We start from the raw sequence: 13,300 nt of genomic DNA on the forward strand, positions 1-13,300 counted from the left end.
GGGGACGAACGAGCATGAGCGCCTCACTCCACCTTCTGCACCTGGAAGCCGAGGCGGGGGAAGTGCACGACGACCTCGCCCGCTCGCGCATCGACGCGCCTGACCGCGAGCTCATTGGGGCGCGAAAGCACGAGCTCCCCTTCCACCGGATCGATGCCGTAGTCGGTCGGTGCCACCGTCACGCGCGCGCCACGCGCGAGGCCGTGCAGGTCGAGGAAGGGCTCCTCTTCGGTGGACACTGGTGTGCTGGCGGCGGCGAGCGCGACGGCCGCGCCACTCTCCATCGTCTCGGACGTGCCGTGGCCCAGCGCCCGAACGCGCTCCATCCAGGCCACCAGGCGAGGGTGCGGCTCGAGGATGTCCGCGACCGCGGTCGCTCCCTGGACGTACCAGAGGCAATGGTAGACGGAGAAGTCGGCGATGCTCGTGGACTTCCCGAGCAGCCAGGGGCGGCCGTCCGAGAGCTGGGCCTCGAGCTGTTGGAGATACAGCCTCAGTGCGCCGACCGCTTCCGGAACGCGCATGCGTGTCACGTTGCGACCGAAGACCGCTCGGTCCGCCATGAACGCCTTGATCTGCTCGGGCGGCAGGTTGCTGAAGATGCTCTGCACGCCCGCTGGCTGGAAGCTGTAGGCGATCACGGTCCAGAACAGCGTGGAGTCCGCCCACTGCGCCTGAATGCGCGCCACCCCCGCCGACTCGGCGGGATACAGCGTCGGCGTGGGAGCGAGCCGCTCCAGCACGTCGGCGATCAGCGCCGTGTCACAGTAGATGTCTGCGCCGATCTGCAGCAGGGGTGTCTTGCGATAGCCGCCCGTCAGCGCGATCACATCCGGCTTGGGCATGATCATGGGGATGATGACGGAGGTCCAGTGCAGGCCCTTGAAGCCAAGGATGGCGCGGATCTTCTCGGAGAAGGGCGAACGCGGGTAGTGGTGGAGGATGAGTTGATGGGACATGGGCGGAAACTCTAGCCCGCCACTCCAGCACCGCGATTGGCAATCGGGCACACCTGTCAGCCGCCGGTCCCCGCGGCACGGCGGTGTTTTGTCACGATTCTTGATCCTTCCGGTTTATGACGCTTTGCTCCATAACCCGAGGAGCGCCCAGGGGAGATCTCCCCCACCCCCTTCATCCCCCTGGGCACAACACGTCCCATGACACGAAGAAGCAACCTCCGGCACTCCGGCCTGCTCGCGCTCGCCCTGTGCCTGGTGGGTCATGCCGCCCTGGCACAGGGCACCTCCGTCATCCTCGGAACGGTGACAGACGCGGCCACGCGCAAGCCGGTTACAGACGTGGTGGTGACCGCAACGTCTCCAAATCTCCAGGGAGAACAGACAGTCGTCACCGACAGCCAGGGCCAGTACCGCATTCCCCAGCTTCCTCCCGGCGTCTACACGCTGCGCTTCGACAAGGAGTCATACAAGCCCCTGTCACGCGAGAGCATCAACATCCGCCTGGACTACTCGGTCCGCGTCAATGTGGAGATGCTGCCCGAGGCGTTTGGAGAAGAAATCTCCGTGGTGGCGCAGGCGCCCACCGTCGACATCGGCTCGGCTGCCACCGGGGTGAACGTCAGCGCGGATTTCCTGCGCAACGTTGCAGTCGTCTCACCCACCGGCAAGGGCGCGGCCACGCGCTCCTTCGAGGCCCTGGCAGAGCTGGCTCCGGGCGCGAATGCGGACACCTATGGTGTGTCCATCGGCGGCGCCACCTCTCCAGAGAACCAGTACATCATCGATGGCGTGTCGGTGAACGACCCGGGCTTCGGCATCAACGGCGCCCCGCTGAGCATGGAGTTCATGGGCGAGGTGAATGTCATCAGCGGCGGCTACCTGCCCGAGTACGGACGCTCGACGGGAGGCGTGGTCAACGCGGTGACGAAGTCAGGCTCCAATGAGTTCCATGGGTCGATCTTTGGCAACTTCACGCCGGGCGCGCTGGCCTCCAGCGGCACCGAAATCATCCAAGAGGCGGGCACCATCTCCGGCCGGGCGGCGCCGTGGAACCTGGCAGACGTAGGCTTCGAGGTGGGCGGCCCCATCCTCCGGGACAAGCTGTGGTTCTTCGCCGGCGTGGCCCCCTCATTCACCCGCTACCAACTGGAGCGCAACATCAACGCCCAGGTCCTGGACGAGAACGGTCAGCCCCGGGTGGACGAGCGGGGTTTCATCCAGACCGAGCGCATCCCGGGCACCCAAAAGACATACTTCGCGGATCAGCGGAACTTCCAGTTCATCGGCAAGCTCACCTACCTCCTCAACCAGGATCACAACGTCAGCGTGACGGTGACGGGCACGCCCTCGTCCGCGGGCGGAGAGGGTCGCTTCTCCATCAGTGAGCGCACCGGCCTGCCAGAGGCGGAGCGCATCTCGGGTCAGACGGGAGCCCTCGCCACCCAGCGCATCGCCAATGCCTTCGACACGAGCGTCAAGTGGTCCTCGTCCTTCCTGGACAAGCGCCTGCTCTTCAACGCCACCCTGGGATGGCATCACCAGGACTCGGCCCTGCTCCCTTCGGACGGCTCCGCCGTGGGCAGCGCCACCGGACTCGCGGGCATCGCCAACACGACCTGGCAGCGGAGCACCGACACGGATGGGCGCCCGAATCCCCACTCCATCACCGAGTTCGAAACCCTGCCGGATCCCTCCGTCTGTCTCGCGCCCAATGCACCCGGGGGAACCCGCTGTCCCGTGATCAACTACCTGACGGGAGGTCCTGGTCGTATCGATGACAGCCGGTTGGATCGTTATCAGGGCAAGCTCATCGGGACCCTGCTGCTCCAGGGCGCGGGTCAGCACGTCATCAAGGCGGGCCTGGATGTGGAGCTCATGCGCTACGACCATGTCCGCGCCGCGACCGGCAGGACCGTGCTCATCGAGTCCGAGGACGGGGCGTACTTCTACGACTACCGCCAGTTTGGCTACCTGGTGGGCCCGGACGAGGAGGACATCGAGGTGTCCCAGCACCGGGTGTCCACGTCCAACTCCATCGGAGGCTTCCTCCAGGACAGTTGGAGCCTGTTCAACAACCTGGCCACGCTCAACGTGGGCGTGCGTTATGACGCCCAGTACCTCATGGGGGGCGACAAGCTGGCCATGGTGTTGGCCAACCAGTGGTCTCCGCGGCTGGGGGTGATCGTCGATCCCACCCGGTCCGGCAAATCCAAGCTCTACGCCAACTACGCCCGCTATTACGAAAACGTCCCGTTGGATCTCGTGGACCGCTCGTTCCCAGGCGAGCCCGGCGTGCGCTCGTACAAGAGCTCCGTCATCTGCGATCCCCGGGACCCGGCTCAGCAGCAGGGAAGCTGCAACACCGACGCGGCCCGGCTGCCCTTCACCGGCGGGCTGGATGCCAACCGCCTGTGGGAGACCGTGGGCGCGGGCGCCACCATCGTGGACCCCTCCATCCAGCCCTCGTCCACCGACGAGTTCGTGGCGGGCGGTGAGTACGAGCTCCTGCCCAACGCGCGCGTGGGCGCGACCTATACCCGGCGCTCCCTCAACATCGCCATCGAGGACATGAGCCGTGACAACGGGGCCACCTATTTCATTGGCAACCCGGGACTCGGGTTCGCCAAGGACTTCGCCCCCTACAAGCCCCAGCGCGACTATGACGCCGTCACCCTCTTCTTCCAGAAGAACTTCGCCGACCAGTGGCTCGCCCAGGTCAGCTACACGTGGTCCACCCTGCGCGGCAATTACGAGGGCCTGTTCCGCTCGGACACCGGCCAGTTGGATCCCAACATCAACTCCGACTTCGACCTCGTCTCCCTGTTGCCCAACCGCTCCGGGCAACTGCCCGCCGACCGCACCCACCAGTTCAAGGTCTTCGGCGCGAGGGAGTTCGTCCTGCGCTCCAACCTGAGCCTCAACCTCGGCGCGTCCTACCGGAGCTCCTCGGGCACGCCCTACAGCTATCTCGGCGCGCACGAGGACTATGGCGCGGGACAGGCCTTCATCCTGCCGCGCGGAGCCGGGGGCCGCCTGCCCTGGAACCACCGCATCGACGGTCGCCTGGCACTCAACTACCGGTTGACCCGCGAGCTCACCGCGTCGTTCAGCGTGGATGTCTTCAACCTGTTCAACTTCCAGGCCCCCATCGCGTACGACCAGAACTACACGTTCTCGCCCGTGCTCCCCATCGAGAACGGCCAGCCGAGCGATCTGCCGGCGAAGCTGGTGGGTCCCGACGGCGAGCCGATCGACGCCGCGAGTCTCAACAAGAACTTCGGCAAGCCCATTGCCTACCAGTCTCCGCGCTCCTTGCGCTTCGGCGCTCGGTTGTCCTTCTAGCCCTCCTTGCTCAGGAAAGGTCTTTCACACATGACTCGACGAATTCTTGGGCTGGCCTGGGCCGTGGCGCTCTTGTCCGCCTGTGACTCCTCCCAGCCTCCCATCGGCTGCCCGGTGCAGAGCCTGGACTGGTCCGCCGTCTACATCCCGAAGGAGCCGACCACCTGTCCCGTCATCGCGGGAGAGATGCTCGGCATCCAGAAGTTCTCCAGCCGCACGGGCGACGAGCGGCTGTCCATCAACCCCGAGTCGCTCGTGAACCTCAACGAGCGCGACTCCTCCCAGCCGTCGTATTCGCTCGGCACGCTGGCCCGGGAAGCGGACGAGGAGGGCTTCTGCTCCGCCTCGGAGATGGCGGTCGCCAGGAAGAACGTCCCCGACTCCAAGGAAGGGCCCGCCACGAACATCTCCTACCAGTGGAGCAACGTGCGGATCCTCGCCATCGCCCAGGCACCGGGCACGCAGATGGTGGCGGAGCTCGAGCGCACCGAAAACGGCTGCACCGTGAAGTACGAGGTCTGGGCCATGTGGCCGGGAGACGTTGCCTGCGGGAATGAGGCTGACCAGCCAGATGACAGCGTCTGCCAGAACGAGCTCAGCATCAATCCCGACTTCGCCGTCACCTGCCACCCCACCCTGCTTCGCTGCGTGCCAGCGAAGCGGCCGCCGTCGTTGAAGTAGCGCTTCTCTGACCTCCGGGCGCGTTCTTCACGCACCTGTCCGACAGTTGGACAAGTCACGGAAGACCGCGCCCGGAGGGGGGTGCCCCCCACCTTCATGCAGACTCAGGGCGTGTAGAGAATCCCCGTGGCATAGCCTGGGGTGTCGCTTCCCACGACCAGCACCTGCCCGGAGGGGAGCAGCGTCGCCCTGTGTCCCCCGCGCTCAGACTGGGTTTCCTTCGCGGCGCTCCACGTGCCCGTGTCAGGGTCATACAGATCCGCCATCACCAACACCTCCCGCTGGTACCAGACAGTCGGAACGCCCCCTACCACCAGGACGTGGCCCGAGGGCAACAGCGTCGCCGTGTGCGAAGTGCGCGTGTAGCGCAGAGAGCCCGTCAGGGACCAGGTGCCCGTCGCCGGGTCATACAACTCCGCCGCGTGGCTCGTGTCGGAGCCCCCTGCAACCAACACCTTGCCCGAGAGGAGCAATGTCGCCGTGTGTCCCCAACGCGGGTGGGCCGGCGCCGCCGTCCAGGACCACGTGTCCGTCGCTGGGTCGTACAGCTCCGCACCGGAGGACGCATCCGCTCCACCCACCACCAACACCTTGCCCGAGGGCAGCAGCGTCGCCGTGTGTTCGTCGTGGGCCGCGAGCGGGGCTGCCGCCGAGGACCAGGTGTCTGTTGCCGGGTCATACAGCTCCGCCGAGGTGAGTGCCGAGAGCCCCGACGCGGCCCCCCCCACCACCAACACCTTGCCCGAGGGCAACAGCGTCGCCGTATGTCCCCCTCGGGCGGTCCCCAGTGAGCGCGCCGGAGACCAGGAGCCCGTCGCCGGATCGTACAGCTCCGCCGTATCGAGCGAGTCGAAGTGATAGACTCCAGAGTCCTCCGTCGTCCGCACGCCCCCCACCGCCAGAACCTTGCCCGAGGGCAACACCGTCGCCGTGTGCATCCACCGGTCCTCAAGCATGTTTCCCGTGGCCGACCAGGAGTTCGTCACCGGGTCGTAGAGATCCGCCGTGACGAGGCCCGGGCTCATCCACCGTGGCACCCTGCCTCCTGCCGACAGCACCTTGCCCGAGGGCAGCAGCGTCAGCGTGTGCAGGGTGCGGCTCCTGCCCCAGAAACCAGGGGAAGCCCACGTCTCCGTCGCCGGGTCAAACACCTCCACGTAGGCGACGCCTTCCATTGGCTCCGAGGAATAGTCGAAAGCATCTCCGAGGAGCACCACCTTGCCCGAGGGCAGCAGCACCTGCACATTGCGCTCCCGGAACGTCCGCAGGCTGGCAGTGGCCGCCCACGTCTCCGTCGCCGGGTCATACAGCTCCGCCACGTCCGAGCCTCCGCCCGCTACCAGCACCCTCCCCGATGGCAACAGCACGGCCGAAACATGGGTGTGGAACGCGACCATGTCACCCGTCAGGGCCCACGTGCCCGTCGCCGGGTCGTACTTCTCGACCGACGTCGACGCATCGCTCCCATTGACAGAGCCCCCCATCACCACCACCTGCCCCGAGGGCAACAGCGTCGCCGCATGCTGGGACCGGCTCGCGCCCAGGGAGCCCGTGAGCGCCCAGGTGTCCGTCGTTGGGTCGTACAGCTCCGTCACCGCGCTGTCTCCACCCGCGACCAGCACCAGACCCGAGGGCAGCAGCGTCGCTGTATGGCTGTGATGACTCATGGACGTGGAGGCCGCCGCGCTCCATGTGCCCGTCGCCGGGTCATACAGCTCCGCCGAGGTGAGGGCCGTGCGCCCCGTCGAGTAGCCCCCCACCACCAGCACCTGGCCCGAGGGCAGCAGTGTCGCCGTGTGCTTGGAGCGCGCCTCGGACATGGAGCCCGTCGGGCTCCACGTGCCCGTCTCCGGGTCGTACAGCTCGGCCGAGGCCGTATCGCCTCCGGCCACCAGCACCTTGCCCGAGGGCAACAGGGTCGCGGAGTGAAAGGAGCGAAGATCCACCATGACGCCCGTCGGGAGGGAGAGCCCTGAACTCGGGTCGTAGACCTCCGCCTGCCCTTGCCGCGCCCAGCTCGCGAACTCGGCGATCACCAGGACCTTGCCCGAGGGCAGCAGTGTTGCCGTGACGGCCTCGCGGCCCCAGCGCAATCCCCCGATGGCACTCCACGAGCCCTGTGGAAGGGACTCGGTGGACCCCGAGAGCGCGGTCCGCTCGACGTGGGTCTCCACCTGGGCCAAGCCCAGGGACTGTGGATCCAGAGGTTGCTCCAGGCCGCAGCCCGAAAGAATCCATATCCACCCCGCTACCAAAGATGACAGCAGGGAAATACTTTGACGTTGCACGAACTCCCCCATGGAAAAGCCGCGAGCCGACTCTCGCGACGCGGCGCACTGTCTTCGGCACGGTGCACCTTCATGGGAAATACCGTGTCAACACAGTGTCGCCATCTCCTTCGACGAGCGATGTGGTGGAAGGCTGACCAACGCCGCTGACCTCTCCACGACCGAGAACCTGTCTTGTCGAGCGAACAGGTCCTGTCCTCGGGAGAGGACAGGTGAAGCGCGAGAGCTGGCCTGGCATGCACGAGGAACCACATAAGTCTCAGGAATTCAGGAACACATGAATTGGCCCTAAGTTTGCTCAAAAGAGCCGCAAGCGCTCTCAAACGGCGCTCTCAACCCCCGAGAAATATTTCATGAGAGCAGCCCTCCCCTTCCGCCGAGTCATCGGATTTTGCTCCCTGTTCCTGCTGGCCGCGTGCACCGCATTACCCGAAGCAGTTCCCGCCAACTTTCTCTACCGCCAGGGCAAGCAGCTCTACCTGAACGGTGCGCCCTACCAGATGGTGGGAATGAACGCGACCACCCTGAACCTGACGGTCCTCCGCTAATCCTGAGGTCCACGTGCCCTATCCTCGAGCCATGGAACTAGACTGCGTCAGGATGCTCGCGGGAAGGGTCAGACGGTCGTGGCTGGGCATGGTGCTGGGGAGTTGCGTGCTCCTCCAGCCCCTGCCTGGCGCCGCTGCCCCCAGAGACTGGTTCTCGGATGATTTTGAAACGGGAACGCTGCGCGTGAGCGACACTCCCGAGGGCCGGTGGGACAGCACTGGGGCCAGCAGCCCCAATACCCTCACCAGCGGCACGGCGGGGGCGCACCGGGGACAATACGGCCTCACCGTGGTCGATCGCACCAGCAACGCGGGCTCTCAGGCAAACGCCAACGCCGTGCGTGACGCCTTGACCCAGGAGTTCTTCATCCGGACGTGGCTGCGACTGCGGAATGTCAGCACGCCCGGGAGCATGGTGGTCCTGCAGGCCCTGCCGGCCAAGGTGGAACTGCGGCTGCTGGCGCCAGGCCCCATCTGGGAGCTGGCGGGGAGGAATGGCTCGGACCAGGCAACCTACGTCAGCTTCCATGGCTCGCGAGTGGAGGAGGAGCGGTGGTACCTGGTCGAAATCCACGCTCGGGGACTGGGCACCGCTGCCGGAGAAGCAAGGCTGTGGGTGGACGGCGTCGAGCAGGGGGCCCTCTCCGGGCGCGACTGGCGCGGCACGAACTACGTGATGAACAGGTTGGTGGTAGGCGAGCCGTGGGCGGACAAAGGGGAGTTCATCGGCACCCTCGACTTCGATGACGTGCGGGTGAGCACCACGCCCATGGCGAGCCGACTGGAGCTCCGGCGACCCGGTGACGGAGAGACCTCCTCGGGGTGCATCGCTGTAGACGTGTCCCTGCAAAGCTCCGTCTCCGAGGCTCCCGCCCCCGCACCGTACACGATGATGGTGGCCCTGGCCGTCACGGAGGGAGCGGGCCGCTTCCACATGGATGCGGCCTGCAGGTTCCCGGTGCCGGGCGCTCTCCTCCGCGCGGGAGCCTCCGAACAGCGCGTGTACTTCCGCCCTGGCGGCACCGGAGGAACCGCGACGGTGAAGGCCACGCACCTGGACTTCCTCTCCGCGACGCTCCCCTTGGAGGGACTCGTGCCTCCCGAGGAAAATAAAGACCCGGACGAGGACGCGGAGGGACCCTGGACGACAGACTTGGGCTGCACCTCGGCGCCAGGCGCCCTTGTGGCACTGCCAGTGCTCGTGTGGCCCTGGCTTCGAGGTGGGCGTCGGCGTCACACCCGGACTCGCCCCCATGTTGTCGACTGAGTTTACCCGGGTTACGTCTGCACGAAACGGCGCCTCTTCAGGCAAGCGCGGGCTGCCGTACCTACCACGCTCACCTGATACACCGCCGCTACTTTGCGGCACCAGCCGGACTGCCTCGACCCTGTACTCCGGGGGGAGTTGGGCTCCGGCCAATGTGATGCACCGTCTGACGGAGCTCACCCGGAGACGGACCAAGCTTTGGTGGCTCCCGGCTCGCCAAAATCCTGTTTCTTCCGCTCAACGTAATGGGGGTGGAGCCAACGCTACTTCGCGAAGGCTTTCAGGAGGACAGACATGAGCGAGCAAGACAAGAGTTCTCAAGAGACGACGCCGGATGTCAACACGCCCGCGGTCGTGAAACCCTCCCCGGAGAAGGCCCAGAAGGAGCTCGAGAAGATCGCCAAGGACAAGGAGCTCGAGAAGATCGCCAAGGACAAGGACAAGGACAAAGAGAAGGAGTTCACGAAGGACCGCAAGGACGCCAAGGACGCCAAGGAGAAGGAGCTCACCAAGGACCGCAAGGACGCCAAGGAGTTCACGAAAGACCGCAAGGACACCAAGGATGCCAAGGAGAAGGAGCTCACCAAGGACCGCAAGGACCTGCTGGAGAAGGCGGCCATCCAGGACAAAGGAGTCCCGGAGAAGGACGTGGCCCTGGAGAAGCTCCCCCTGGAGAAGGACGTGGCCCTGGAGAAGCTCCCCCTGGAGAAGGCCGTCGTGGAGGTCGACCCCAAGAACACCGAAGTCTCCAACCCGAGCCCGATGGAAGCCCGGATGGAGCGCCTGGAACAGACCGTCGCGCAACTGGCCCACTTCATCGACCCGCAGCTCCGCCCGAACCTGGGAGCCTCGGCGCTCGCCAGCGAGGCCGATGCCGAGGAGAAGAAGGCCCTCTCCCAGCAGCTCGAGAAGAACGCGCGCGATGCCAAGCAGGCGAAGGATGCCAAGGACACCGAGAAGCCCCGCGAGTCATGAGGTCCAACACCCAGCCTGAACCCTGATTGGAGGAGACTCTCGATGTGGCTGATCCTGTGCAACCTGGGCGACCCCTCCGCTCTCTGGGCCTACCAGGGCCTGAAGGCTCGCGGGCTGAGCCCCCTGGAGCTGATCAGCGCGGAGGAGCTGATGTATAGCCCGCGCTGGCGCTACCACCTCTCCTCGCGAGGAGCGTCGTTCGAGCTCGACCTCCCCTCCCACCGGCGCCTGCACAGCGAGGACGTCCAGGGCGTGCTCAACCGGCTCGGGATGCTGCCCACCGAGCACCTCCTGGCCGCATCGCCGGTGGACCGGGACTACGCCGCCCAGGAGCTGGGGGCGTTCATAGCCAGCTGGCTGCAGTCGCTTCCCGGGCGGGTCATCAACCGTCCGTCGGCGCTCGCGCTGGCAGGGCGGTACCGACATCCCAGCGAGTGGACCTGGCTTGCATCCCGAGCGGGCCTCCCGGTGGTCTCCTTCCACCAATCGAGCGAGGACAACGGCGCCCTCCGCGGACAGCCCGGCCCAGCCCTCCTGGGGTACCAGGGCCTCCTCGTCCTCGAGGGCGAGCTCTTCGGCCCCCCCGTTCCCGCCACCATTCGCGAAGGCAGCATCCAGCTCGCGACCCTCGCCCGGACGTCCCTGCTCGGCCTCTCGTTCGCGAATAACGGCGTGGAGCCCTGGGTCTTCACGGGGGCCACGCCCCTCCCCGACCTCCGACCGGGCGGTCCCGCCCTGCTGGACCACCTGGCGCGGCAACTGCGCGCGGGAACGGAGGTGCAGTCATGATCCTCCTCTGCGGCATTCCCTCGGAGCCTCCGATGGCTCGGGTGCTCGCGCGGGTCGAGCAGCTGGGGCTTCCCCACCTCTTCTTCAATCAACGACACTTCAAGTCGGCGCACATCGCGTACGAGCTGCGGGGCGGGACCCTGACGGGAACCCTCGTGCTGGAGGGACGGGAGTACGCGCTGGAGGACATTCGGGGGGTCTACACCCGACTGATGGACGAGCAGTTGCTGCCCGAGCTGCGCGGCGAGTCTCCCGGCTCGGAGGCCCATCGACACTGTGCGCGGCTGCACGAGGTGCTGCGGAGCTGGTGCGAGCTGGCGCCCTGCCGTGTGGTCAACCGCAACCGCCCGATGGAGTCGAACGCCTCGAAGCCCTATCAAGCCCAGCTCATCCGAGAGTCTGGCTTCCTCATCCCGGAGACGCTCATCACGAATGATCCGGAGCAGGTGTTGGACTTCCGCGAGAGGAAAGGACGCATCGTGTTCAAGTCCATCAGCGGGGTGCGCTCCATCGTCCGACAGCTCCAGGAGGAGGACCTGACGCGGCTGCACCGCATCCGGTGGTGCCCGGTGCAGTTCCAGGAGTTCATCGACGGGACGAACATCCGGGTGCACGTGGTGGGAAATGAAGTGTTCGCCACGGCCATCACCACGGACGTGACGGACTACCGCTACGCGCGCAAGCAGGGGGCCTCGCACCTGGAGTTCGAGCCGGTGGAACTTCCGGAGGAGCTGGCGGAGCGGTGCGTGTGCCTGGCCGCGACGCTGGAGCTGCCGCTGGCGGGCATCGACCTGAAGCGGGATAGCGAGGGGCGGGTCTTCTGCTTCGAGGTGAATCCCAGCCCGGCCTTCAGCTACTTCGAGGAGAACGCGGGGCAGCCCATTTCGGAGGCGATCGCCCGCTACCTTTGGTGGGGAGCAGCCGAATCGCGAAATCGACGGGATGACCGATGATTTCGAGCCGGCTCGGCCGTCCATGGGCTGAGGCTCCCATGGGGAGCCGTTTTCTCAACCGAGAAGGAACCGTCATGACGATCAAGGCAGCGACCCCTTACTTCATCCTCAACGGAAGGGCCGAGCAGGCCATCGCCCTCTACCAGCGTGCCCTCGGCGCGAAGCTCGAGACGCTGCAGCGGTTTGGAGACGTCAACCAGAGCTGTCCCGCCGCGATGAAGAGCCGGGTCATGCACGCGATGCTGCGCGTGGGCGATGCGCTTCTGATGATGAGCGACAGCCCCAACGAGGAGGCGCCGCCGCAGAGCGGAAGCGTGAGCGTTGCCCTCCAATTCGATGATCCTGATCAGGCGCGGCGATGCTTCGACGCGCTGGCGACGAACGGCAAGGTCATCGAACCGCTCTTCGATGCCCCCTGGGGTGAACTGTTTGGCGTGGTTTGTGACGAGTTCGGCATCAGCTGGATGTTCAACAGCGCCAAGGTCAAGAGTTCCTGACACGGAAGGCACCAGGGGACAGGCCTGTCCATCGCCGGAAGGCCTTGTGGAAGGCGCTCGGCTCGGAGAAGCCGAGCAGGAAGGCCACCTCCGCCAACGGCAGTCGCGGGTTGGCGAGGTGGACGCGCGCCAACTCCTGGCGCACCTCATCCCCGAGCACGTGCAGCGAGAGACCCCGCTCGCGGAGACGCCGCTGAAGGGTGCGCACGTGCAGCCCCAACCGCGCCGCCACCGTGGCCGCATCGGGCAGCCCATCGGGCAGGGCGTCCACCAGCACTCGCCGCACCTGCTGCACCAGGTCGTCGTTGGAGGGCGGCAGTCGCTGCAGCAGGTCCTGCGCGTGCCGCTCGAGGATGGCCGCTAGCTGCGGGTCGGCGCCACGCACGGGGACAGACATCGCCTCACGGGCCAGCACGAGGGCATCCTCCGTCTGCCCGAAGAGCACGGGCGCGCCCAGCAGTTGTGGCAGCCGTCGGGGCGGGGCCCGGTGCCGGAGGGTGATGCGCAAGGCGCGGAACGCTCCCCCGGAGAGACGGCGCGCATTGAGGGTGAGGCTCGCGAGCGCCGCCTCATAGAGGGCGTCCGGCCCCTCCCGGCCGGCGAGCACATAGCCGAGCGTCACCTCGTCCCCGTGCTCCTCGCGCGTCAACCGGACCTCGTCGTAAAGGAGGCGGGAGTGCCGGGCGATGCGCTCCCACGCCTCGGCGAGGGTGGCGCTCGCGGCGAAGGCGTAGCCCACAACCCCGTAGGCGCTCGGGACGAGCAGCTCGGCCACGCGCGCTCCGAAACACTCATCCCCGCTGCGTGCGACGGACTCCCGCCACACGGCGAGGTGGACAGGGTGCGGCACGCGGGCGTCTGGGTCCTCGAGCAGCGAGAGGTCCAGCCTCGCGGCGGCGGCCAACTCCCGGGTCCGTACGCCCGCTCGCTCCGCGGCGGCAAGCACCACCCGGGTGAGGAGCACCGATGCGCTCATGGAGACAGCTTGCCCGAGCCAAACC

The 13,300-nt window shown here is 66.6% G+C and carries 11 protein-coding genes; 8 read left to right on the forward strand and 3 right to left on the reverse strand.

What is annotated here, in order from left to right:
* Positions 1-23: 23 nt before the first annotated feature.
* Entirely contained in the window at positions 24-959 is a 936-nt protein-coding gene (locus tag F0U60_RS41340; RefSeq protein WP_395808224.1) for a glutathione S-transferase family protein, read from the reverse strand.
* 198 nt (positions 960-1,157) lie between these two features.
* On the opposite strand from F0U60_RS41340, the gene F0U60_RS41345 reads away from it, so the two are divergent.
* Both F0U60_RS41345 and F0U60_RS41350 read left to right on the forward strand, forming a co-directional pair.
* Complete coding sequence (locus F0U60_RS41345; RefSeq protein WP_395808226.1) at positions 1,158-4,301, forward strand: carboxypeptidase regulatory-like domain-containing protein; 3,144 nt, start codon at positions 1,158-1,160, stop codon at positions 4,299-4,301.
* Positions 4,302-4,331: 30 nt separating this feature from the next.
* Positions 4,332-4,982, forward strand: coding sequence for a hypothetical protein (locus F0U60_RS41350; RefSeq protein WP_395808228.1), 651 nt, complete (start codon positions 4,332-4,334; stop codon positions 4,980-4,982).
* A 104-nt stretch (positions 4,983-5,086) separates the two neighbouring features.
* Here the strand turns inward: F0U60_RS41350 and F0U60_RS41355 are convergent, their stop codons facing one another.
* Entirely contained in the window at positions 5,087-7,270 is a 2,184-nt protein-coding gene (locus F0U60_RS41355; protein WP_395808230.1) for a Kelch repeat-containing protein, read from the reverse strand.
* Positions 7,271-7,623: 353 nt separating this feature from the next.
* Here F0U60_RS41355 and F0U60_RS41360 point away from each other — a divergent pair, with 353 nt between their 5' ends.
* The 6 genes from F0U60_RS41360 to F0U60_RS41385 all read left to right on the forward strand — a co-directional run bounded on the left by F0U60_RS41360 (position 7,624) and on the right by F0U60_RS41385 (position 12,299).
* Positions 7,624-7,818: a hypothetical protein gene (locus tag F0U60_RS41360; RefSeq protein ID WP_395808232.1), complete on the forward strand. Its 195-nt coding sequence runs from the start codon at positions 7,624-7,626 to the stop codon at positions 7,816-7,818.
* Between the two features lie 184 nt (positions 7,819-8,002).
* Positions 8,003-9,085 carry a hypothetical protein gene (locus F0U60_RS41365; RefSeq protein WP_395808234.1) on the forward strand — a complete coding sequence of 361 codons (1,083 nt, stop codon included), beginning with the start codon at positions 8,003-8,005 and terminating at the stop codon, positions 9,083-9,085.
* A 294-nt stretch (positions 9,086-9,379) separates the two neighbouring features.
* On the forward strand, positions 9,380-10,060 hold the full coding sequence (locus F0U60_RS41370) for a hypothetical protein (protein WP_395808236.1): 681 nt from the start codon (positions 9,380-9,382) through the stop codon (positions 10,058-10,060).
* A gap of 42 nt (positions 10,061-10,102) precedes the next feature.
* The gene (locus tag F0U60_RS41375; RefSeq protein WP_395808238.1) at positions 10,103-10,849 is read left to right on the forward strand and encodes a hypothetical protein; all 747 of its coding nucleotides are present in this window, start codon (positions 10,103-10,105) and stop codon (positions 10,847-10,849) included.
* Complete coding sequence (locus tag F0U60_RS41380) at positions 10,846-11,802, forward strand: RimK family alpha-L-glutamate ligase (RefSeq protein WP_395808241.1); 957 nt, start codon at positions 10,846-10,848, stop codon at positions 11,800-11,802. Before F0U60_RS41375 ends, F0U60_RS41380 begins: the two co-directional genes overlap by 4 nt.
* 74 nt (positions 11,803-11,876) lie before the next feature.
* Positions 11,877-12,299, forward strand: coding sequence for a VOC family protein (locus tag F0U60_RS41385; RefSeq protein WP_395808243.1), 423 nt, complete (start codon positions 11,877-11,879; stop codon positions 12,297-12,299).
* Here F0U60_RS41385 and F0U60_RS41390 read toward each other — a convergent pair.
* Entirely contained in the window at positions 12,286-13,275 is a 990-nt protein-coding gene (locus tag F0U60_RS41390; protein ID WP_395808245.1) for an AraC family transcriptional regulator, read from the reverse strand. The genes F0U60_RS41385 and F0U60_RS41390 overlap by 14 nt on opposite strands.
* Positions 13,276-13,300 lie beyond the last annotated feature (25 nt).

The organism is Archangium minus (assembly GCF_044360475.1).
In the GTDB taxonomy this organism is placed as follows: Bacteria; Myxococcota; Myxococcia; order Myxococcales; family Myxococcaceae; genus Archangium; species Archangium minus.

Bases quoted from the DNA above. Each gene is read 5' to 3' on its own strand.
- F0U60_RS41340 (WP_395808224.1), bottom strand. From the start codon at position 959: ATGTCCCATCAACTCATCCTCCACCACTACCCGCGTTCGCCCTTCTCC.
- F0U60_RS41345 (WP_395808226.1), top strand. From the start codon at position 1,158: ATGACACGAAGAAGCAACCTCCGGCACTCCGGCCTGCTCGCGCTCGCC.
- F0U60_RS41350 (WP_395808228.1), top strand. From the start codon at position 4,332: ATGACTCGACGAATTCTTGGGCTGGCCTGGGCCGTGGCGCTCTTGTCC.
- F0U60_RS41360 (WP_395808232.1), top strand. From the start codon at position 7,624: ATGAGAGCAGCCCTCCCCTTCCGCCGAGTCATCGGATTTTGCTCCCTG.
- F0U60_RS41370 (WP_395808236.1), top strand. From the start codon at position 9,380: ATGAGCGAGCAAGACAAGAGTTCTCAAGAGACGACGCCGGATGTCAAC.
- F0U60_RS41375 (WP_395808238.1), top strand. From the start codon at position 10,103: ATGTGGCTGATCCTGTGCAACCTGGGCGACCCCTCCGCTCTCTGGGCC.
- F0U60_RS41380 (WP_395808241.1), top strand. From the start codon at position 10,846: ATGATCCTCCTCTGCGGCATTCCCTCGGAGCCTCCGATGGCTCGGGTG.
- F0U60_RS41385 (WP_395808243.1), top strand. From the start codon at position 11,877: ATGACGATCAAGGCAGCGACCCCTTACTTCATCCTCAACGGAAGGGCC.
- F0U60_RS41390 (WP_395808245.1), bottom strand. From the start codon at position 13,275: ATGAGCGCATCGGTGCTCCTCACCCGGGTGGTGCTTGCCGCCGCGGAG.